15 protein-coding genes are annotated in these 21,744 nt (G+C 61.5%); 4 read left to right on the top strand and 11 right to left on the bottom strand.

Annotated elements, in window-relative coordinates; genetic code table 11:
- Positions 1 to 3 precede the first annotated feature (3 nt).
- From truB to G7009_RS24725, 4 genes are all read left to right on the top strand, one after another.
- Positions 4 to 921, top strand: a complete 918-nt coding sequence (truB, locus tag G7009_RS24740) for a tRNA pseudouridine(55) synthase TruB (RefSeq protein WP_181132692.1) — start codon at positions 4 to 6, stop codon at positions 919 to 921.
- A 149-nt stretch (positions 922 to 1,070) separates the two neighbouring features.
- On the top strand, positions 1,071 to 1,340 hold the full coding sequence (gene rpsO / locus G7009_RS24735) for a 30S ribosomal protein S15 (protein WP_181132690.1): 270 nt from the start codon (positions 1,071 to 1,073) through the stop codon (positions 1,338 to 1,340).
- 247 nt (positions 1,341 to 1,587) lie between these two features.
- Positions 1,588 to 3,693 carry a polyribonucleotide nucleotidyltransferase gene (gene pnp / locus G7009_RS24730; RefSeq protein WP_181132688.1) on the top strand — a complete coding sequence of 702 codons (2,106 nt, stop codon included), beginning with the start codon at positions 1,588 to 1,590 and terminating at the stop codon, positions 3,691 to 3,693.
- 442 nt (positions 3,694 to 4,135) lie between these two features.
- Positions 4,136 to 4,492: a BON domain-containing protein gene (locus G7009_RS24725; protein ID WP_181132686.1), complete on the top strand. Its 357-nt coding sequence runs from the start codon at positions 4,136 to 4,138 to the stop codon at positions 4,490 to 4,492.
- A 133-nt stretch (positions 4,493 to 4,625) separates the two neighbouring features.
- Here G7009_RS24725 and G7009_RS24720 read toward each other — a convergent pair whose 3' ends face one another.
- The 11 genes from G7009_RS24720 to G7009_RS24670 form a co-directional block, all read right to left on the bottom strand.
- Positions 4,626 to 7,574, bottom strand: a complete 2,949-nt coding sequence (locus G7009_RS24720) for a DUF748 domain-containing protein (RefSeq protein ID WP_181132684.1) — start codon at positions 7,572 to 7,574, stop codon at positions 4,626 to 4,628.
- Between the two features lie 81 nt (positions 7,575 to 7,655).
- Positions 7,656 to 8,525, bottom strand: a complete 870-nt coding sequence (locus G7009_RS24715; protein ID WP_181132682.1) for an oxygenase MpaB family protein — start codon at positions 8,523 to 8,525, stop codon at positions 7,656 to 7,658.
- 40 nt (positions 8,526 to 8,565) lie between these two features.
- On the bottom strand, positions 8,566 to 10,500 hold the full coding sequence (acs, locus tag G7009_RS24710; RefSeq protein ID WP_181132680.1) for an acetate--CoA ligase: 1,935 nt from the start codon (positions 10,498 to 10,500) through the stop codon (positions 8,566 to 8,568).
- 171 nt (positions 10,501 to 10,671) lie between these two features.
- Positions 10,672 to 12,336: a glucose-6-phosphate isomerase gene (pgi, locus tag G7009_RS24705; RefSeq protein ID WP_181132678.1), complete on the bottom strand. Its 1,665-nt coding sequence runs from the start codon at positions 12,334 to 12,336 to the stop codon at positions 10,672 to 10,674.
- 135 nt (positions 12,337 to 12,471) lie between these two features.
- On the bottom strand, positions 12,472 to 13,323 hold the full coding sequence (gene panC, locus G7009_RS24700; RefSeq protein ID WP_181132676.1) for a pantoate--beta-alanine ligase: 852 nt from the start codon (positions 13,321 to 13,323) through the stop codon (positions 12,472 to 12,474).
- Positions 13,320 to 14,120 (bottom strand): 3-methyl-2-oxobutanoate hydroxymethyltransferase, encoded by an 801-nt coding sequence (gene panB, locus G7009_RS24695; RefSeq protein WP_181132674.1) that lies wholly within the window; start codon positions 14,118 to 14,120, stop codon positions 13,320 to 13,322. The genes panC and panB overlap by 4 nt, the downstream gene beginning before the upstream one ends.
- A gap of 341 nt (positions 14,121 to 14,461) precedes the next feature.
- Positions 14,462 to 14,941 carry a 2-amino-4-hydroxy-6-hydroxymethyldihydropteridine diphosphokinase gene (gene folK / locus G7009_RS24690; RefSeq protein WP_181132672.1) on the bottom strand — a complete coding sequence of 160 codons (480 nt, stop codon included), beginning with the start codon at positions 14,939 to 14,941 and terminating at the stop codon, positions 14,462 to 14,464.
- 3 nt (positions 14,942 to 14,944) lie between these two features.
- Positions 14,945 to 16,333: a polynucleotide adenylyltransferase PcnB gene (locus G7009_RS24685; RefSeq protein ID WP_181132670.1), complete on the bottom strand. Its 1,389-nt coding sequence runs from the start codon at positions 16,331 to 16,333 to the stop codon at positions 14,945 to 14,947.
- 728 nt (positions 16,334 to 17,061) lie between these two features.
- Positions 17,062 to 18,489, bottom strand: a complete 1,428-nt coding sequence (locus G7009_RS24680) for a sigma-54-dependent transcriptional regulator (protein ID WP_181132668.1) — start codon at positions 18,487 to 18,489, stop codon at positions 17,062 to 17,064.
- Between the two features lie 4 nt (positions 18,490 to 18,493).
- Positions 18,494 to 21,469 (bottom strand): sensor histidine kinase, encoded by a 2,976-nt coding sequence (locus G7009_RS24675; protein ID WP_181132666.1) that lies wholly within the window; start codon positions 21,467 to 21,469, stop codon positions 18,494 to 18,496.
- Entirely contained in the window at positions 21,453 to 21,629 is a 177-nt protein-coding gene (locus G7009_RS24670) for a hypothetical protein (protein ID WP_003250005.1), read from the bottom strand. The genes G7009_RS24675 and G7009_RS24670 overlap by 17 nt, the downstream gene beginning before the upstream one ends.
- Between the last annotated feature and the right edge of the window lie 115 nt (positions 21,630 to 21,744).

Genomic DNA, 21,744 nt, shown 5'->3' with positions numbered 1-21,744 from the left:
GCGGTGGCCCAGGTCAAACGCATTCGCCGCAACGTCAGCGGCATCATCCTGCTCGACAAGCCGCTTGGGTTCACTTCCAACGCCGCGCTGCAGAAGGTTCGCTGGTTGCTCAACGCCGAAAAGGCAGGTCATACCGGTAGCCTCGATCCCTTGGCCACCGGTGTGCTGCCACTGTGCTTCGGCGAAGCGACCAAGTTCTCGCAATACCTGCTCGATTCCGACAAGGGTTACGAAACGGTCATGCAGATGGGCCAGACCACCACCACTGGCGATGCTGAAGGCGAAGTCCTGCAGTCTCGTGAAGTGACCGTCGGTCGCTCGGACATCGAAGCCGTTCTGCCAGGTTTTCGTGGGCAAATCAGCCAGATACCGCCGATGTACTCGGCGCTCAAGCGCGACGGTCAGCCGTTGTACAAGCTTGCGCGTGCAGGAGAGGTAGTGGAGCGCGAGGCGCGTTCTGTTACTATTGGCCGCTTGGAATTACTCGAATGCGAAGGTACTCGTGCGCGTCTGTCGGTAGGCTGCAGCAAAGGCACCTATATTCGCACGCTGGTCGAGGATATTGGTGAAGTGCTCGGCTGTGGCGCCTATGTCGCCGAGCTGCGCCGTACCCAGGCCGGGCCTTTCGAGCTCGCGCAAACGGTGACGCTGGAAGAGCTGGAACAGGCGCATGCCGAAGGTGGCAACGAAGCGCTGGATCGTTTCCTGATGCCTTCGGACAGTGGCCTGCAGGATTGGCCGCTGGTCTGCCTGTCCGAGCACAGTAGTTTCTACTGGCTGCATGGGCAGCCGGTCCGTGCGCCGGAAGCGCCGAAATTCGGCATGGTTCGAGTGCAAGATCACAATGGCCGCTTCATCGGTATCGGTGAAGTGAGCGAAGACGGGCGCATCGCGCCGCGTCGACTGATTCGGTCGGAATGATCGAAGCCGACGGCAAGGGCGAAGGCCCGTGCCGTCGGATCAGAGGGTGGCTGTCAGTAGGCATGGTCACACCTCTCTTATGAATACAGGGATCGAAGTCCCTGGCCTATTGGAGTCCGTTCGCGGAATCCGTTTATTGGAGAAGCCAGATGGCCCTCAGCGTTGAAGAAAAAGCCCAAATCGTTGCCGACTACAAGCAAGCAGAAGGCGATACCGGTAGCCCGGAAGTGCAGGTTGCCCTGCTGACCGTCAACATCAACAAGCTGCAAAGCCACTTCAAGGCCAACGGCAAGGACCACCACTCCCGTCGTGGTCTGATCCGCATGGTCAACCAGCGTCGTAAGCTGCTGGACTACCTGAAGGGCAAGGACACCACCCGTTACAGCGCCCTGATCGGTCGCCTGGGCCTGCGTCGCTAATAGCGACTCGGCCAGTGGTGTGCATGGCCTGTTGCATGCATCGGACCCGCTGCCCTGCACCGGGTCCGATGAGCATGTCATGCGTGTCTATGAGGTTGGCAGTCTGGTTCGCCGAGCGATTTTCGCCCGGCAGGCCAGGCTCCCAACCTCTAGTTTTATCTGGACGGTCACTGGGGCCGATTCCCCGTTCTGCCCAAGAATTCGCAAGAACCAGTTCCCCCAAGAGCCACTGAAAAGGTAGGAAACCGTGAACCCGGTAATCAAGACATTCCAGTTCGGTCAATCGACCGTTACTCTCGAGACGGGCCGCATCGCCCGCCAGGCATCCGGCGCCGTGCTGGTCACCGTCGATAACGATGTCACCGTGCTGGTGACCGTGGTCGGTGCCAAGCAAGCCGATCCAGGCAAGGGTTTCTTCCCCCTGTCCGTTCACTACCAGGAAAAGACCTACGCCGCGGGCAAGATCCCTGGCGGTTTCTTCAAGCGCGAAGGCCGTCCTTCCGAGAAAGAGACCCTGACCTCGCGCCTGATCGACCGTCCGATCCGTCCTCTGTTCCCGGAAGGGTTCATGAACGAAGTGCAGGTCGTCTGCACCGTGGTTTCCACCAGTAAGAAGACCGATCCGGACATCGCAGCGATGATCGGTACCTCGGCCGCCCTGGCCATCTCCGGCATTCCTTTCGAAGGCCCGATCGGCGCTGCCCGCGTTGCCTTCCACGAGAGCACCGGCTACCTGCTCAACCCGACCTACGAACAGCTGCAGGCTTCGAGCCTGGACATGGTCGTGGCCGGTACCGAGACCGCCGTGCTGATGGTCGAGTCGGAAGCCAAGGAGCTGACCGAAGACCAGATGCTGGGCGCCGTCCTGTTCGCCCACGACGAGTTCCAGTCCGTCATCAAAGCAGTCAAGGAACTGGCTGCCGAAGCCGCCAAGCCGACCTGGGACTGGAAACCTGCCGCGGCCAACAGCGAGCTGCTCAATGCCATCCGCGCCGAAGTTGGCGAAGCCGTTTCCCAGGCCTACACCATCACCCTCAAGGCTGATCGTTACGCGCGTCTGGGCGAGCTGCGCGACCAGGCGATTGGCAAGTTCTCCGGCGAGGAAGGTCAGCCATCGGCCAGCGAAGTCAAAGAGATCTTCGGCGAAATCGAATACCGTACCGTTCGTGAGAACATCGTCAACGGCAAGCCACGTATCGACGGTCGTGACACCAAGACCGTGCGTCCGCTGAACATCGAAGTCGGTGTCCTGCCCAAGACTCACGGTTCGGCGCTGTTCACCCGTGGCGAGACTCAGGCCCTGGTCGTTGCGACCCTGGGTACTGCCCGTGACGCACAGCTGCTCGACACCCTTGAAGGCGAGAAGAAAGACCCCTTCATGCTGCACTACAATTTCCCTCCGTTCTCGGTGGGCGAGTGTGGTCGCATGGGCGGTGCCGGTCGTCGTGAAATCGGTCACGGTCGTCTGGCGCGTCGTTCGGTCCAGGCCATGCTGCCTGCCGCCGACGTGTTCCCGTACACCATTCGCGTGGTATCGGAAATCACCGAATCCAACGGTTCCAGCTCCATGGCCTCGGTCTGTGGTGCATCGCTGGCCCTGATGGACGCTGGTGTGCCGATGAAGGCGCCGGTAGCCGGTATCGCCATGGGCCTGGTCAAGGAAGGCGACAAGTTCGCGATCCTGACCGACATCCTGGGTGACGAAGACCACCTGGGCGACATGGACTTCAAGGTAGCCGGTACCGCGAAAGGCGTTACCGCGCTGCAGATGGACATCAAGATCAACGGCATCACCGAAGAGATCATGGAGATCGCCCTGGGCCAGGCCCTGGAAGCTCGCCTGAACATCCTCGGGCAGATGAACCAGATCATTGCCCAGTCGCGCACCGAGCTGTCGGCCAACGCACCGACCATGCTGGCGATGAAGATCGACACCGACAAGATCCGTGACGTCATCGGCAAAGGCGGCGCTACCATTCGCGCCATCTGCGAAGAGACCAAGGCTTCGATCGACATCGAAGACGACGGCTCGATCAAGATCTTCGGTGAAACCAAGGAAGCGGCCGAGGCAGCTCGTCAGCGCGTCCTGGGCATCACTGCGGAAGCCGAGATCGGCAAGATCTACGTCGGCAAGGTAGAGCGTATCGTCGACTTCGGCGCTTTCGTCAACATCCTGCCTGGCAAGGACGGTCTGGTGCACATCTCCATGCTCAGCGATGCGCGTGTAGAGAAAGTGACCGATATCCTCAAGGAAGGTCAGGAAGTCGAAGTCCTGGTACTGGATGTGGACAACCGCGGTCGTATCAAGCTGTCGATCAAGGACGTCGCCGCGGCCAAGGCCTCTGGCGTCTAAGCGAGACAGGTTAGAAGAAAGGACCCTGTGGGGTAATGCTTGTCAGTTAAGGCCAATGGGGCTGCTTCGCGCCCCTTCGCGGGCAAGCCCGCTCCCACAAGAAGTGCGCAGTTCCTGAATTCGGCGCTCAACTTGTGGGAGCGGGCTTGCCCGCGAAGGGATGCGAAGCAGCCCCAATTGCAGATCGTGGGCCTTGACTGACTGGCATTACCCTACGGGGTCCTTTTTTATTTGGCGTGAAAAGCCCGTGGACATGCATCTTGCATGCAGTAATTTGTGCCGACATGCAAAATGCACGATTCAAGAAATTGTCATTTCTAGTAAGCCTTTGATTTTTAACGATTTTTAGGTTGTTAAAAAGCTGGCACAGGCCCTGCAACACTCCTTACATCTGCAGCCAGTTACATCGGCTCAGCCCTATCGTAAACCAGGAGTGTTTTGTATGAAGAAGTTCGCCATTGCTGCCGCTACTGCTACCGCTCTGACCATGACCATGGCTAACGTCGCATTCGCCCAACAAGCGAATCAGTCCCAGGCTCCAATGACGCTGGCCGCCGGCGAGATGACCAAGGCCAAAGAAGATACTTCCGACACTTGGATCACCACCAAGGTCAAGGCCGACCTGGTCACCGAAAAAGGTATTCCAGGTACTGACATCAAGGTCGAGACCAACAAAGGTGTGGTATCCCTGTCTTCCGACGTAGCAGTCACCGCATCCCAGAAAGAAATGGCAATTGCCATCACCAAGAAAATCAAAGGCGTCCAAGCCGTATCGGCTGACGGCCTGAAAGCCGAATAAGGATAGCTTCAGCGACCACATGGATGGGGTCACGCTATAAAGCAAAACCCCCGGCCTGCGCCGGGGGTTTTTCTATTCACCCATCACCTGCCCGCACTCACAATCCTGCCGTGGCAGGCTGCTCGTTCCTGGCTTACTCCGCATCGAGATGCAGAGGCGTGACGATGCGTCCGTCGGCTTCAGCCTGCCCGAGGCTGGTATCGATAAAGTAGACGCGGTCATCTTGCAGTTGGCCTTTATCAACCAGGTAATCCTTGATGCTGCTGGCCCGTGCCTGCCCGAGCGATCTGAGCAGTGTCGTGCTTTGTGCCCAGGTCTTGATCACCGCATCGTGCAGGCGGGCCGTACGCTCATTGCGATCGAGCTGTTCCCATTCCACCGGAGGCTGCTGCTTCAGGCGGGTACGATAGATGCCTTCCAACATGGCCGGCTTGTCCTCGTCCTCGACCGCCAACATCGATGCGCTGGCCGGCACCTTGTCGCCACGGCGCTGGAGGATCTTGTACCAGGTACTCTGATACTCGCGCTCCAGACGCTGCTGAGCGATCAGTGGGCCATCGCTGTCCTGGGCGCTGGTACCTTCGATTTCCAGGCGTAGGGCAGGGCGCTCCTTGAGGGCGATCGCGAGCTTGTCCAGTGCCGCCTGTGCGTCCTGAGCCAGGTCGCTCGAGCCCGGTGCGAACGCCACGGTACCAAGGTCTTCGGAGCCTCCACCGCTGACCAGGCCGCCTATGAACTTGAACGGTGCCTGGGCCGCGCGCAGGACGAGGTTGCGCAAGGTCTGCCAAACGATCGGCATCACGCTGAACTGAGGGTTGTTGAGATCGCCCGAGACAGGCAGCTCGATCGATATCCTGCCCTGGGTGTCCTTGAGCAGCGCGACGGCCAGGCGCAGCGGCAGGTCCACGGCATCCGGACTGTCGACTTTCTCGCCCAGTTGCAACTGCTCGACCACCACCTTGTTCTCGGCCTTGAGCTGGCCGTTGGTGATCAGGTAATGCAGGTCGAGGTTCAGGCGCCCCTTGCGAATACGATAACCCGCGAATTTTCCGGAATAGGGGGTCAGGGTCGTCAATTCGACACGGCGGAAGCTGGTAGCGATGTCGAGGCTGGCCATGGGGTCGAAGGGGTTCAATGCGCCTTTGATGGTGACAGGCGCGTAACGGTCGACCTTGCCCCGGACATCCACCTTGGCCGGATTCGGCTTGCGATTGTCGAGCGTCCCGATCTGGCCATTGAGCTCCTGCGCCGCGGTGGCGAAGAACGGGGTCAGGCTGAAATCGGCGAAGTTGGCAGAACCGTCATTAATACTGATCTCGCCGATATGCACGCCCAGAGGCGGTCGAGCGGCAGAGTCGGTACTCGCCGTGGAGGGCTTGCCCTGCGTGCGTTCGGGTGTGTCGGAGGGCTGCTTGATCAACAGGTCATCGATATTGGTCGTGCGATCTTCGTTGATCATGAAGCGCGCGTAGGGCTGCTGCAGCATGACCTTGTCGATCGACAGCGCATCGCCGTGCACATAGGACAGGCCATCCAGGTTCAGCTGCTGCCATTTGACGAAGTCGCGGTCCTTGATGGTATCGAGGGTGTGCAACTGATCGACCTGGGCATTCCCGGTCACGGTAAAGGCCAGCGGCTGGGTACTGGTGAGGTCGACCTTGAGAGCGCTGGCCAACCTGCCACTACGCAGTTCCAGACGTATGAACGGGCTGATGTAGGCCTGGGCCACGCGCAGATCGATGTCCTGAGTGGACACGTCCAGGCGCGCGCTTACCGGCGCCAGGTTCACCTGACCGGAAGCCTGCAGCTTGCCTTGACGCCCCACGCCGGTGTCCAGCTTGAGTGTGAAGGGCGACCGATTGAGGCTGTCGAAATCACGCAGGTCTGCATTGAGCGGGCCGACGTCCAGCGCTACCGGCTCCTTTCGACTACGATCGGCCAGGTGCACTTGGTAGTTGCGTAACTGGACATCCTTGAGCAACACCTGCCAAGGCTTGCCTGGCGCGTTGGCTGCAGAGGCTTCGGTGGACGGCGCGGCTGTCGCGGGTTCGGATATTTCCGCGGGCGTGGCTTTGGCTGGCGAGGTCGCGAAGAGTTTCTGCCAATCGAGCTGGCCATCCTGCTCGAGTGCCGCCCAGGTCTCCAGCTTGTCGCTGCGAACCTTGCCGACGACCACGCGCTGCTTGGCCAGGTCGATTGACGTTTCGCTCACCTCCAGTTTCGCCAGGCGCGCCAGCTTGCGCCCATCCGGTGCCTTGATGGCGAAGGGGGCGATACGCATGGAGATCTTGTCCAGCAGCAGCTCCGTATCCTTGGCCAGGCTCAGCTTGTAGTGGGTATTCAAGCTGATCGTGCCGTCTTCCAGCACCAGGGGCACGGCATCGCGTACGTAGGGCCACCAGGCTTTCATCTTGCCATCGGTAATCTTCAGCGTACCCTCCGAGGCGAGCGGGGACAGGCTCAGCGTACCGGACCAATCGATACGTCCGCCTGCCGGTCCGTTTGCGACCAGCGTCATGTCGGCATTGTCGTCGGGAAGGGTACTCAGGTTTTTCAGCTCCAGGTCGAGCGCATCGTAGAGGAACTCGATAGGCTCGCTTGGACGCAGGTCCTGAAAGCGCACATAGCCTTTGCTGAGCTTGATGCTGCCGATACGCAACGGAAAAGGATCGCTTGGGGCGGCCTCCGGCTGAGGCTCGCTGGGCGGCAGCTTGAAGAGGCGTTCAAGGTTGAGGCTACCGTTCTTGTCGAACAGCACCTCGGTACGCGGCCCATCCAGCTCGATGGCTTCCAGGTGCAGGGCGCCACTCCACAGACTGTCCAGCTGCGCATTGGCGTACAGTCGCTCGAAGCCTGCCTGTTCCTTGCCAGGTTCACCGATCCGAAGACCATGCAGCGTCAGCTCGAGCGTGAAAGGATTGAGCTCGATGCGCTGCAACTGGGCGGGCACCGTGGCGTAGGTCACCAGCTGCTGGTTGGCGATGCGCAAGGCAATACCGGGAAGAATCAGAAAGCCGAACAGGCTGTACAGGGCCACCAGGGCCAGCAAGGCGCCTAGGGCGCGGATCAATCCTTTGGGCATGAACGACGTCGTCTGTCACAGGCGGGAGTGCTTGGAGTATGGCAGGTAAAAACGGTTCCGCAGGTCGGCGAAATCCCTGCTTCAGCCGATGCCCATGCGTCGTCTGGCGCGGTGCACCGAACCGTTACGCATGGCCCAGCGCAGTACGGGCGCGGTGCGTTCGACGCCCAGACGAATCATCATGCGCTGCAAGGGGCCTTGCCTCAGTTCGAGCATCTCTGTGGCCCAGTCCGGAAGCAGCTCGATTCCGGCGCGCAACATCAGCTTGCCGACCGGTTCCGCCAGGCGGCTGGGAGCCGGTGCATCGAGAAGGATACTCAGCATTTCGCGGCAGCGCGCATCCCCCTGCAACTGTGGGCGCATATGCTGGAGATAGTCGGCGACCTGCGCGGTCGAGCGAGGCACGGCCCGGGCTCCCAAACGTTCGGCTATCAAGGCGATTTCGCTGTAATAGCCATCCTGATCGGCCTGTGACATCGAAGGGTTGCGGTAGCGCAGGTGCGCGGCCAGAAAACTGCTGACCTCGGCCACGTGAACCCATGTCAGCAAATCCGGATCGCTTGCCGCATAGGGGCGGCCATCCGGGGCCGTGCCGACGACCTTGAGGTGAACGGAGCGAACTTTTTCTATCAGCCATTCTGCGTCACGGGTCGAGCCGAAGGTCGTGCCCGACACGAACTGGCTGGTGCGACGCAGGCGACCGATCAGGTCCTGGCGGAAGTTGGAATGATCCCAGACACCCGCCAGGGCGAGTGGATGAAGCATCTGCATCAGCAATGCGCTGATCCCACCGATCATCATACTGGTGAAGTCACCATGCACGCGCCAGCTGACACTCTGAGGACCGAACAGGCCTGGGTCGCCCTTGGGTGACTCCAGGTCGAGCTGACCGAGAGCCATTCCGGTCAGGCTGAGAAGTTGGCTCTCGATACGGCGGCGAATGACTTCCATGGCGTCCTGTCGTGCAGTGGCAGCCAGCGCAGCCTGCCGTCTATTGATTGAGACGTGTGTCGATGAGTTCCTGAACCACGCTGGCGTCGGCCAAGGTCGAGGTATCGCCGAGGTTGTCCAGGTCGTTACAGGCTATCTTGCGCAGTATACGCCGCATGATCTTGCCAGAGCGGGTCTTGGGCAACGCGGGCGCCCACTGAATCAACTCGGGCTTGGCGAAGCTGCCGATCTCCTTGCTGACCAGCGCCAGGAGTTCCTTCCTGAGGACATCATCGGGCTCGATCCCGCCCATGGGTGTGACGAAGGCATAGATACCCTGGCCCTTGAGGTCATGAGGGTAAGCGACGACGGCGGCTTCGGCGATCTTGTCGTGAAGGACCAGCGCGCTCTCCACTTCGGCGGTGCCGATGCGGTGCCCGGAGACATTGATCACATCGTCGATGCGTCCGGTGATCCAGTAGTCGCCGTCCTCGTCCCTGCGCGCGCCATCACCCGTGAAGTAATAGCCCGGCATCGGTTTGAAGTAAGTGTCGACCATTCGCTGGTGGTCGCCATACACACTCCGAATCTGTCCCGGCCAACTGGCTTTGATGGCCAGCAGACCGGCACCCGCCCCCTCGATTTCCTTGCCCTTTTCATCGAGCAAGACAGGCTGGATGCCAAACATCGGTTGGGTCGCGCAGCCTGGCTTGACCCGTCGGGTGCCGGGCAGCGGGCTCAGCATGATGCCGCCGGTTTCCGTCTGCCACCAGGTGTCGATGATCGGACATCGCTTCTGTCCGACTTCCTCGAAGTACCATTCCCAGGCCTCGGGGTTGATCGGTTCGCCAACGCTGCCCAGCAGGCGCAAGCTCTTCCGGGACGACCCTTGCAGCGGTGCCGAACCCTCGCGCATCAGCGCCCGCAATGCGGTCGGGGCGGTATAGAAAATGTTGACCTTGTGCTTGTCCACGACCTGCCAGAAGCGCGAAGTGCTCGGGTAGTTCGGTACGCCTTCGAACATCAGCGAGATCGCGCCATTGGCCAGGGGGCCGTAGACGATATAACTGTGCCCGGTGACCCAGCCGACATCCGCGGTGCACCAGAACACCTCGCCGTCACGGTAATCGAAGACCACGTCGAAGGTCATGGCCGCTTGCAGCAGATAGCCGGCAGTGGAGTGCAGCACACCCTTGGGTTTGCCGGTGCTGCCGGATGTGTAGAGGATGAACAGCGGGTCCTCGGCGTCCATGGGTTCAGGCGGGCACTCGTCGTCTGCCTCGTCGATGGCTTCGTGATACCAGAGATCGCGGCCTTCGCTCCATTGGGTCTCGCCACCGGTGCGCTTGACCACCAATACGCTGCTGACGTCCGGGCAGCTCTGCAAGGCTTGGTCGACGTTCTGTTTGAGGGGAATGCGCTTGCCGCCACGGATGCCTTCGTCCGCGGTGATTACCGTGCGGCAATCGGCATCGAGGATGCGATCACGCAGGGCGTCGGGCGAGAAGCCGCCGAACACCACCGAGTGGACGGCACCGATGCGCGTGCAGGCCAACATGGCATAGGCGGCTTCCGGGATCATGGGCATGTAGATGCACACACGATCACCCTTTTTCACTCCTCGAGCTTTCAGGGTATTGGCCAGGCGGCAGACTTCACGATGCAGCTCGCGATAGGTGATGGCCCGGGAATCATCAGGCTCGTCGCCTTCCCAGAGCAGCGCAGTCTGGTCGCCACGCGTGGCAAGGTGACGGTCGATGCAATTGGCGCTGACATTCAACTGTCCGCCCGCGAACCAGCTGGCCGAGCCAGTAGCCAGGTCGCTTTGCTGAACCTGTGTCCAGGGCCGAATCCATTCCAGGCGATCGGCCTGTGCCGCCCAGAAGGCATCGGGCTCCTCGACGGATTCGCGGTAGAGGCGACTGTAGTCGTCAGGTGACAGCCGGGCCGCGTTGCTGACGGCTTGGGCATCGGGATATTTGCTGATATCGAACATGGCGTGTCCTGTCCTGCTCTAGTCGGCGCCGGCATAGCGGCGGTGGACTGCACGACATCCTCGCGCACATGGCGGCATCGGCATCGATGGCAGGATGAGGTGCAACGGCTATCGATAGGACAGTGTAGCCCCCGGACGCGTTCAGCGTGTCGGGGGCCGAAGGGGCAGGAGTCAGCCGCGGTGACGATTGCGGAAGTAGTTGATCAGCCCCTGGGTGGAGCCGTCATCGGCCGGCTGCTCGAGGCTGCCGGTCAGGCGCTGATAGACACCCTTGCCCAGCTCCTTGCCCAACTCGACGCCCCATTGGTCGAAGGCATTGATACCCCAGACCACGCTCTGGACGAAGACCTTGTGCTCGTACATGGCCACCAGCGCACCCAGACGGCGCGGGCTGATGCGCTCGACGACCAAGGTATTGCTCGGACGGTTGCCGGGAATCACCTTGTGCGGCGCGAGCCTTGCGATCTCGGCTTCGCTCATGCCTTTTTCGCGCAGCTCGCTTTCGGCCTCGCTGCGCGTCTTGCCGAGCATCAGGGCCTGGCTTTGCGACAGGCAATTGGCATAGAGCCACTGATGGTGGTCGGCGACAGGGTTGAAGCTCACCACCGGGACGATGAAGTCCGCCGGAATCAACTGGGTGCCTTGGTGCAGCAACTGGTGATAGGCATGCTGACCGTTGCAGCCAACGCCACCCCAGATCACCGGTCCAGTCTCGGTCTTCGCTGGCGAGCCGTCCTGGAGGACGCTCTTGCCATTGGATTCCATGTCCAGCTGCTGCAGGTGCTTGGTGATATTGCGCAGGTAGTGGTCATACGGCAGGATCGCATGGCTTTCCGCGCCCCAGAAGTTGCCATACCAGATGCCGAGCAAAGCCAGCAGTACCGGCATGTTCTGTTCGAAAGGCGCGGTCTGGAAATGCTGGTCCATGGTATAGGCGCCAGACAGCAACTCCTTGAAGTTGGCCGTGCCGATGGCCAGGGCGATCGGCAGGCCGATCGCCGACCACAGCGAATAGCGCCCGCCGACCCAGTCCCACATCGGGAAGATGTTTTCTTCGCGAATACCGAATGCGACCGCGGCGGTCTTGTTGCTGGATACGGCGATGAAGTGCCTGTACAGCTCGGCTTCCGAGCCGCCCTGGGCCAGGTACCAGGTCCGCGCCGCCGTGGCGTTCTTCAAGGTTTCGAGGGTGTTGAAAGATTTCGAGGAGACGATGAACAGCGTCGTCTCCGCGCGAAGCTTGGCCGACAGCTCGTGGAATTCACTGCCATCGATATTGGCCAGGTAATGGCAGCGCACGCCGCGCTGGGCATAGGGCAACAGTGCTTCGGAAACCAGTTCGGGGCCGAGGAACGAACCGCCGATACCGATGTTCACCACGTCGGTGATCGGTTTTTCGCTGTAGCCGCGCCATAGGCCATCGTGAATACGGCCGACCAGCTCGGTGATCTGGCCGAGTACCTTGTGCACCTCGGGCATCACATTGACGCCGTTGACGCTGAGCTTGTCGCCCACCGGGCGGCGCAGCGCCGTGTGCAGGACCGGGCGGCCTTCCGAGGCATTGATGATCTCGCCGCTGAACATCGACTTGATCGCGTCCTGCAGGCTGACTTCGTTGGCCAGGTTTACCAGCAGGTCTCGGGTCTGCTCGGTGATGAGGTTCTTCGAGTAGTCGAGAAACAAGCCGCAGCTGCTCAGCGAGAACTGATCGAAGCGTCTCGGGTCGCTGCTGAACGCTTCTCGCATGCTGAAGCCTTGCATGGCGTCGCGGTGTTGCTGAAGCGCCTGCCAGGCGGGCAGGGCCGTCACATCATGGGGAGTACGGTAATACGCCATTGCAGATGAGTTCCTTGTGCGTGGACATGCCTTTGACACTCGCCGCACCGGCCAGTTGCAGGCGGTTGCGGGCTGGCCATCATTATAGGCACAGCCCGCGTGGTCGTGATGCTCCCGGGCGCAGCGGCCAAGGATTTACTCGAGTGTCAGGTGCAGATTGTCGATCAGGCGTGTAGTCCCGAGGTAGGCGGCGACGATGATCACCAGATCGCGATCGGCGGCGGTCGCGGGAAGCAGCGTGAGTGCGTGGCGCACTTCCAGGTAGTCCGTGCGCAGGCCCGCTTCGAGCAGGACAGCCGCGGCGTCGCCGGTCAGTGCATCGAAGTCCCGGCTGCCCTGGCGGATCTGCCGGGCGATATGGTTCAGCGTCTGGAACAGTACAGGCGCGATGGCGCGCTGCTCGGTACTCAGGTAGCCATTGCGCGAAGACAGCGCCAGCCCGTCCTCGGCACGGACTGTCGGCTCGCCGATGATCTGGATCGGCATGTTGAGATCACGCACCATGGTACGGATCACGGCCAGCTGCTGGAAATCCTTCTCGCCGAAGACGGCCAAGTCGGGCTGGACCATGTTGAACAGCTTGCTGACAACGGTCGCTACCCCTTCGAAATGCCCTGGGCGGCTCGCGCCACACAATCCTTGCGACAGGTGAGGAACACTGACCCGTGTCTGGCCCGCCATGCCGTCGGGATACATTTCATCCACAGTGGGCGCGAAGATCAGGTGGCATCCGGCCTGAAGCAGGCGTTCCTGGTCGGCGGCAAGGGTCCGTGGATAGGTATCGAGATCTTCGTTGGCGCCGAACTGCAGCGGATTGACGAAAATGCTCGCGACCACGAAGTCCGCTCGCTGGGCGGCCTTGATCACGAGGGCGGCGTGGCCACTGTGCAGGTTGCCCATGGTCGGCACGAGCGCGACACGCTTGCCTTCAGTACGCGCACGCCCTACGGCGGCGCGCAGTTCGCGGACGGTCTTGACTGTGTTCATGCGCTGAATCCATGTTCTGTCGCGGGGAAACTGACATCCTTGACCGCCTTCACATAGGCGGCCAGGGCGCTCTGGATATCGGGCTGGCCGGTCATGAAATTCTTCACGAACCTGGGCACCCGGCCACTGAGCGAGAGTCCGAGCATGTCGTGCAGGACCAGCACTTGGCCGTCGGTGGCGCTCCCAGCACCGATGCCGATGACCGGAATCCCGACCGCCTCGGTGATCTGCGCGGCAAGCGCGGTGGGAACGCATTCGAGCAGCAGCATCGCGGCACCGGCTTGTTCCAGGGCAACAGCATCGGCGCGCAGTTGCTGCGCCTGGGCCTCATTACGTCCCTGAACCTTGTAGCCGCCCAGCACGTTGACCGTCTGCGGCGTCAGGCCCAGGTGCGCGCACACCGGTACGCCGCGCTCGGCCAGCCTGCCGATGGTATCGGCGAGCCAGGCCGCGCCTTCGAGCTTGACCATGTGTGCGCCGGCCTGCATCAGGGTGGCGCAGTTGACAAAGGCCTGCTCTGCGGTGGCATGGGCCATGAAGGGCAGGTCGGCGAGGATCAGCGCGCCCTCGTTACCGCGCTTGACGCAAGCCGTGTGGTAGGCCATTTCAGCGGTCGTGACCGGCAGCGTGCTGTCATGGCCCTGCAAGACCATGCCGAGGGAATCACCCACCAGCAGGATTTCCACACCGGCCTGGCTCGCGGTCTTGGCAAAGGTCGCGTCGTAGCAGGTCAGCATAGTGATTTTTTCACCCTTGGCCATCAGGCCATGCAGAGTGGTAAGGGTTACTTCAGGCATGTGGGGAAATCCTCGTTCAGCCGCTGCGAAAGAGACGGCGCTCAACGCGTGTGTTGATCTTCCGGAACGCCACATCATCGTGCGTGATGTTTGAGTATTGGGGCCGTTCCGGGTCGGGATGCGCCTTCTCCCTGAGCGACGTATCACATCCGCAGGGGGCGTGAAAGCGCTGCCTGGTCCGGATACTCAGAGTGCGCGGGAGGTCGACGTTAACCGTAGGCGGCACATCGGCACCACGGGACGCCTATAGTCGTGAGGGCGGTAGGCGAAGTCAATCACCCTGTTACCGGGTTGTTACGAATGGAGCGTTACTGGCGTTACCGTCGTTGCGGATGGCTGATCTACAGACGCTCAAGGCCTTCGAACGGGCACTGTGCCAGGAGCTGCGCAAGGCTGCGGCCGTCCGGCAGGCAGAAGTCGGCGGGCACCAGCTCGGCTAGCGGATAAAGGACGAAGGCACGGGCTTGCATATGGTAGTGCGGCACTTTCAGGCGGGGCATGTCGAGGACCTGATGGCCATAGAGGAGGATATCCAAGTCGAGGGTACGCGGCCCCCAGCGTTCCTTGCGCTCGCGCCCCTGTCCGGTTTCGATGCTCTGCAGGGCATCGAGCAGGGGCAGCGGTGCCAGCGATGTATCCAGTGCCGCCACCGCATTGGTGTAGCGCGGCTGCCCGGGCAGCAGGGAATCGCTGGCGTAGAAGGCGGAAACTTCCGACAGGCGGGTACCTTCCAACCCGTCCATGGCCTGCAAGGCGCTGCGCAGCTGCTCGGCCGGTTCAGCCAGATTGCTGCCCAGGCCGACGAAGACACGTGTCGTCATGACTTAATCAAATACGTCATCGTCGGTGCGCTTGCGCTTGCTGGGGCTGCGCTTGCGTTTGCGCTGGCCGGTAGCGGCGCCTTCATCCCGGCTGCCCAGGTCGCGGATCATGTCCCGGCGCTCGCTGTCGTTGGCTTCCTGGTAGTCCGTCCACCATTGGCCCAAGCCATCGGTTTCCTCACCCGCGCTTTCGCGCAGCAACAGGAAGTCGTAACCGGCGCGAAAGCGTGGGTTGTCGAGCAGCAGGTCGGCACGCTTGCCGCTACGGCGCGGCAGGCGCTCCTGCATGTCCCAGATCTCGCGGATCGGCAAGGTAAAGCGCTTCGGAATGGCGATGCGCTGACACTGTTCGGCGATCAGATCGTGCGCCGCGCCATTCATGGCTGGAATCGGCGGTACGCCCTGGGTTTGCAGATACAAGGCCCGAGCCGGAAGCGCCGGCCACAACAGGGCGGCGAACAGGAAGGCCGGTGTCACCGGTTTGCCCTGTTTGACGCGCAGATCGGTATTGGCCAAAGCCTGGCTGATCAACGTATGGGTATAGGTCGGGCGCTCTTCGAGGGACTGCGCGCTGGCAGGGAACAGCGGTTCGAACAACTGCAGATCGACCAGCATCTCGAAGGTCAATGCGGCGTGCCCGGACAGGAACAGCTTGAGGACCTCTTCGAACAGCCGTGCCGGCGGGATTTCGCGCAGCATCGACGACAGCTCGCGGATCGGCTGCACGGTGTGCTTCTCGATACCGAAGTCGAGCTTGGCGGCGAAACGCACGGCGCGAAGCATGCGCACCGGGTCTTCCTGGTAGCGCTGGGCGGGATCACCGATCAAACGGATGAGGCGGTTGCGGATGTCGTGCACGCCGTTGGCGAAATCGAGAATGCGCTCGCTGACGGGATCGTAGTACAGCGCATTGATGGTGAAGTCACGGCGCTGCGCGTCTTCTTCGAGCGTACCGTAGACATTGTCACGCAGGATTCGCCCACTGGCGTTGTGCGACGAGCGATGGGCATCGCCCTGATCATCATCGGAGTGGTGGGCCCGGAAGGTAGCCACCTCGATGATGTCACGGCCGAAATGCACGTGTACGAGCTTGAATCTACGGCCAATGATGCGCGCATTGCGGAACTCGGCACGCACCTGTTCTGGCGTGGCGCTGGTGGCGACGTCGAAATCCTTGGGAGGGATGCCCAGGAGTTGATCGCGCACGCAACCGCCGACCAGGTATGCCTGGTAGCCGGCGGTTTGCAGGCGCTCGACGATGCCCACGGCGTGGCGGCTGAACTGGCTTCGCTGCAGCGAGTGTTGAGCGCTATTGATCACCTCAGGCGTGGTACGCCTGTGGTGTTGACCACCGATGGGAGGACGGAACGACTGGAACAGCTTCTTCAGCATGGGATGCACTGTTTGAAGGAATGTTCGGCCAAGAATAGGAGAATGGCCGCATGATGGGCGGGGATTCTAGCATTTACTCAGGGAATGGTGTAGGCGGTCGTAAACGCCTGTCCGAGGGGGGGTGAAACGACATGGGGAGCCGAAGCTCCCCAAGAATGTCATTGCCTGCTCTTATTGTTTTTTTGCTGGGCTTCTTGTTTTTGTAGAGTGCCCGGTCCACGAATCACGAATTCATGGACGACTCCCAATTCGGGAGTCAAGAGCAAACGGATTGCTTTGATCGCTGTGTCATGCTGATCGATCGATCCAACCAGTTCAGGCTCTGCTTTAGTGCAGTTCTTGTTGTTCTCTGCCTGGTCGTGGGGCAACCCCAAACACAACGCCTCTCCAAAAGAATCAGTTAGCTGCGCCTCCGCCGTCTTGTTCTTGTTATGCGTGAGCCGTTTCGTCTTGTTCTTATTCTGTTTTTGCAGTGCTTGTTATTGTTCTTGTACCAGAAATATAGCAGGTGCCGTGCCAACTTTAGAAAATCCAGTAAAATCAAGGATTTGCCGTTTTTCCGAGAGCTGAGCTCGGTTAAAAAACGTCGCGTTCCGTTACCGTACGCCCCGGCGGCTGTTACGACGAGGCGCATGCGGTAACAGATTTTTAAGGGTGGGAATTGTTACGGGAGGTGGGAGAGGCGCAGACGATACGGCGGCGGGGCTGCGCTGCAGCCCCCAAGGAGGTTACTCGCTGATGGCTCCGCTCTTGCGGCGAGGTATGCCGAGACGCTGGCGTCGTTCCCACAGGCATTTGCGGCTGACCCCAAGCTTGCGAGCAAGCTCTGTTTCGGTCATGTGGTCCTGATGTTCAAGGACGAAATGCTGGAAGTAGTCTTCCAGCGAAAGGTCCTCGGTCGGCTCATGGCTAGTGTTACCGCCGGTTCCAGTCGTATTGGGGGCGGTGGCGAAGCCGTCATCGTCCTCCAGATCGCCCAGTTCGATGTCGATGCCCAGCAGCTCGGCGGAAATTTCCGGACTCTCGCTGAGGATCACCGCGCGCTCCACCGCGTTTTCCAACTCGCGGACGTTGCCCGGCCAGCTGTAATGACGGATCGCCTGTTCGGCTTCATGGGAGAAACGCAGGTCGTCGCGACCGATGCGCGCGCTCTGACGAGCCAGGAACACGGAGGCAATCTCGTTGACGTCACTCCCGCGCTCGCGCAGGGCCGGCAACTTGAGGGCGATGACATGCAGTCGGTAATAAAGGTCTTCACGGAACTGGCCGATCTTGGCCAGGTTCTTCAGGTCTCGGTGCGTCGCGGCGATCAGGCGCACGTCGACCTTCTGCGACTGTACCGAGCCCACCCTGCGAATCTCGCCTTCCTGTAGCACCCGCAGCAGACGCGCCTGGGCCTCGAGGGGCAACTCGCCGATCTCGTCGAGGAACAACGTGCCGCCATCGGCCGCCTCGACCAGTCCCGCACGGCCGGCGCTGGCACCGGTGAATGCGCCTTTCTCGTGCCCGAACAGCTCGGACTCGATGAGCGTTTCGGGAATGGCCGCGCAGTTCACCGAGATCATCGGAGCCTTGGCTCGGCGAGAAAGGTTGTGCAGTGCCCGAGCGACCAGCTCCTTGCCGGTGCCGGACTCGCCCTGGATCAGCACGTTGGAGTCGGTGGGAGCGACCTTGCGGATCTTGCTGTACATGTCCTGCATGGGGGCGCAGGAGCCGATGATGCCGATCTCGCCGTTGGCGGCCGCTTTCTCGGTCGTGGCAGGTTTACCGCCGACGCGGGGCTCGGCCACGGGGGTCGGAGCGCTCGGACGATCACGCAGGATACGCGCGACCGCCTGGAGCATCTCGTCGTGATCGAAGGGCTTGGCGATGTAGTCGACAGCGCCCATCTTCATGGAGTCGACCGCCGAACGCAGGCTGGCGTAGCTGGTCATGATCAATACAGGTATGCCCTGGCCCAGCTTGATCAGCTCGGTTCCGGGCGCGCCTGGCAGGCGCAGGTCACTGACGATCAGGTCGAAGGTAGCAATGCTGAAGCGTTCCTGGGCTTCCTGCACCGAGCCGGCCTCGCTGACCTGGTACTGGTTCCGCTCGAGCAGGCGACGCAGGGCCGAGCGGATGATGGTTTCGTCTTCGACGATCAGAATATGCGGCATTGATTCAGTTCTCTCGACGGTCTCGATATTCAGGGGACGTCGCTACGACATGCCTGGGCAGGGTCACGCGGATTCGGGTGCCTCGTTGGCGCTGTAGATCGGCCGGGCTGTCGATGGTGATTTGCCCATAATGCTCTTCCACGATGGAATAGACCAGAGCAAGTCCCAGGCCGGTTCCCTCGCCAGGGTCCTTGGTGGTGAAGAAAGGTTCGAACAGCCGATCCATGATGTTCTTCGGAATGCCGCTGCCTTCGTCTTCCACGATCAGGTCGACGGTATGCTCGCTCGGCTCGGTGCGAACCCGTACGGCGCTGCCCGCTGGAGAGGCATCGCGCGCATTGGAGAGCAGGTTGATCAGCACTTGTGCCAGGCGCTGCGGATCGCCCTCGACCCAATGCTCCGGATCGCAGAGATTGAAGAACTGCACTTCGAAATTGCGCCGGTTCAAGGCCAGCAGACCGATGGCGTCCTGCGCCACCTCGGCGAGGCATACCGGCTCTTCGCTGTTCTGGTGGCTGCCACCGGCATGGGCGAAGCTCATCAGCGACTGCACGATGCGCGATACCCGCTTGGTCTGCTCGAGGATCTGGCTGGAAAGCTCGATGATTTCTCCATCGCCTTCACGCTCTTCGCGCAGGTTCTGCGCCAGGCAGGCGATGCCGGTGATCGGGTTGCCGATCTCGTGCGCGACGCCCGCGGCCAGGCGACCGATGCTGGCCAGGCGCTCGGAGTGCACCAGCTTGTCTTCCAGGGCCTGGGTTTCGGTAAGGTCCTCGACCAGTACCACCAGGCCGCTGTTGCCAGGCGCCAGTGGCTCGGCAATGGCCGACTTGTGCAGGTTGAGCCAGCGTGGCTGCCCGTCCAGCGCCAGGCGCTGCTTGTGCAGATGCTCGTCGGGCACGTTGATGAACTCCAGCAGCAAACCGCGCCATGGTTCGGCGATGGTGACCAGGCGCGAGCCGACCACGTGCTTGGCGGCAATCCCGGTGAGCTCCTCCATGGCCTTGTTCCACATGAGGATCTCCTGGTCCTTGGCCAGGGAACACACGCCCATCGGCAGCTCCTGAAGGGTCTGTCGATGATAGCGGCGCAGAGCATCGAGTTCGGCGGCAAGGCCGGTCAGGCGTGAGTGGTAGTCCTCGAGCCGGCTTTCGATGAAGTGGATGTCCTCGGTGACGTAGTTCTCGTTGGCCGACTTGTACGGCAGGAAGGTCTCGACCATGTCCTGGGCGACGCTGGGGCCCATCAAGCCGGACAGGTTGGCTTCGATGCGATCGCGCAGGCGCCGCAGGGCGTACGGACGACGCTCGTCGAAGGGCAGGTAGAGATCACGCAGCGCCTGCTCGACCTCCTTCTGCGCCGCCTTGGCGCCCAATGGCTTGGCCAACTGCGTGGCGAACTCCTGTGGCGATGCGGCATACAGCTCGCGCCGTTGCGGTCGGCGCACATTGTCCACGGCGCAGGCTTCCGCGGCGCTGACTTCCTCGCTGCTGGCGTTGGTGAACAACGAGATCAGGGTGAACAGCAGGACGTTGGCCGCCAGCGAGGCGATGGCCGCCATGTGCCAGCTGGTATCGTCGAGGACGTAGATCATGTCCAGGAGGGGGATGTAGAACCCTTGCACGTTACCGATCAGCGGCAACAGCATGGTCACCATCCAGACCACGAAACCGGCGATCAGGCCCGCCATGAAGCCGCGGCGGTTGGCGGTCGGCCAGTACAGCACCGAGAGCACGCCTGGAAGAAACTGCAGGGTCGCGACAAAGGCGACGATGCCCAGGTTGGCCAGGCTCTGGTGGGTGTTCTGGGTCAGGTAGAAGATGAAGCCCGCCGCGATGATGGCGACGATCAGCGCGCGGCGGGTCCACTTCAGCCAGCGGTAGATGTTGCCCTCGGCCGGAGGCTGGTAGAGCGGCAGCACCAGATGGTTGAGAGCCATGCCCGCCAGAGCCAGGGTCGTGACGATGATCAGCCCGCTGGCGGCCGATAGCCCACCGATGTAGGCCAGCAAGGCCAGCGCCTCGTTGCCGGTGGCGATGCCCAGACCCAGCGTGAAGTATTCGGGGTTGGTGCTCGCGCCCATGCGCAGGCCGGCCCACAGGATCAACGGCACGGCCAGACTCATCAGCAGCAGGAACAGCGGCAGGCCCCAGCTGGCGCTGACCAGCGCGCGCGGGTTGAGGTTCTCGGTGAACGCCATGTGGTACATGTGCGGCATGACGATGGCCGAAGCGAAAAACACCAGCAGCAGCGTACGCCACGGGCCTTCCTGGAGCGGGGTGTGCAGCGCCGCCAGGGCAGTCTGGTTCTGCAGCAGCCATACCTCCAGTTGGTGCGGTCCTCCGAATACCCCATACAGGGCATAGAGACCGACCGCGCTCAGGGCGATCAGCTTGATCACCGACTCGAAGGCGATGGCGAAGACCAAACCCTCGTGTTTCTCTCGCGTCGCGATATGCCGCGAGCCGAAGAAAATGGTGAACAGCGTGATCAAGGCACAAAAAGCCAGGGCGACCCTGGCCTTGACCGGCTCGCCCGTCAGGATGCTGATGGAGTCCGCCACCGCCTGGATCTGCAACGCCAGCAGCGGCAATACGCCAATCAGCATGAACAGAGTCGTCAGTGCGCCGACCCAGGTGCTGCGAAAGCGGAAGGCCAGCAGGTCGGCCAGCGAGGAAAGCTGGTAGGTGCGGGTGATCTTGAGAATCGGATACAGCAGCACTGGCGCCAGCAGAAACGCGCCGGAAACGCCCAGGTAGCAGGCCAGGAAACCGTACCCGTACTGGTAAGCCAGGCCCACGGACCCATAGAACGCCCAGGCGCTGGCATAGACACCCAGAGACAAGGTGTAGGTCAGTGGGTGGCGGATGACAGAACGCGGGATCACACCACGTTCGCTGATCCATGCGACGCCGAACAGCACCAGCAGGTAGGCGGCGCTGATCAAGATCATCTGCGTCAGGCTAAAGCTCATCGGCATCTCGTTGGCTCTGGAGAATGAAAGTGACGACGATAAGGATCAGCCAGAGCAGATAAGGGCGATACCAGGCGCCGGTCGGTTCGATCCACCAGTCCATGATGGCCGGGGAGAACAGGTAGATTCCCACGACCAGTAGCAGTACCAAACGATAGATATACATGCCGGCCTCGTGGGTTCAGGACACTGCGCGCCTGGATGTGTTATTGGCGCCTATGGCTGCGGCGATGGTAACGCAAGCGCCGGTGACTGCAAGGGGTAGCACGAGTTTCGCCAAG

Source organism: Pseudomonas capeferrum, assembly GCF_013523055.1.
Classification (GTDB): domain Bacteria; phylum Pseudomonadota; class Gammaproteobacteria; order Pseudomonadales; family Pseudomonadaceae; genus Aquipseudomonas; species Aquipseudomonas capeferrum_A.
Note: the sequence above shows the minus strand (reverse complement) of the source record. Positions and strands in the feature narration are given on the sequence as shown.

Coding starts and splice junctions, on each gene's coding strand:
- rpsO (WP_181132690.1), top strand. CDS start 1,071: ATGGCCCTCAGCGTTGAAGAAAAAGCCCAAATCGTTGCCGACTACAAG.
- G7009_RS24725 (WP_181132686.1), top strand. CDS start 4,136: ATGAAGAAGTTCGCCATTGCTGCCGCTACTGCTACCGCTCTGACCATG.
- G7009_RS24720 (WP_181132684.1), bottom strand. CDS start 7,574: ATGCCCAAAGGATTGATCCGCGCCCTAGGCGCCTTGCTGGCCCTGGTG.
- G7009_RS24715 (WP_181132682.1), bottom strand. CDS start 8,525: ATGGAAGTCATTCGCCGCCGTATCGAGAGCCAACTTCTCAGCCTGACC.
- acs (WP_181132680.1), bottom strand. CDS start 10,500: ATGTTCGATATCAGCAAATATCCCGATGCCCAAGCCGTCAGCAACGCG.
- pgi (WP_181132678.1), bottom strand. CDS start 12,336: ATGGCGTATTACCGTACTCCCCATGATGTGACGGCCCTGCCCGCCTGG.
- panC (WP_181132676.1), bottom strand. CDS start 13,323: ATGAACACAGTCAAGACCGTCCGCGAACTGCGCGCCGCCGTAGGGCGT.
- panB (WP_181132674.1), bottom strand. CDS start 14,120: ATGCCTGAAGTAACCCTTACCACTCTGCATGGCCTGATGGCCAAGGGT.
- folK (WP_181132672.1), bottom strand. CDS start 14,941: ATGACGACACGTGTCTTCGTCGGCCTGGGCAGCAATCTGGCTGAACCG.
- G7009_RS24685 (WP_181132670.1), bottom strand. CDS start 16,333: ATGCTGAAGAAGCTGTTCCAGTCGTTCCGTCCTCCCATCGGTGGTCAA.
- G7009_RS24680 (WP_181132668.1), bottom strand. CDS start 18,489: ATGCCGCATATTCTGATCGTCGAAGACGAAACCATCATCCGCTCGGCC.
- G7009_RS24675 (WP_181132666.1), bottom strand. CDS start 21,469: ATGCCGATGAGCTTTAGCCTGACGCAGATGATCTTGATCAGCGCCGCC.
- G7009_RS24670 (WP_003250005.1), bottom strand. CDS start 21,629: ATGTATATCTATCGTTTGGTACTGCTACTGGTCGTGGGAATCTACCTG.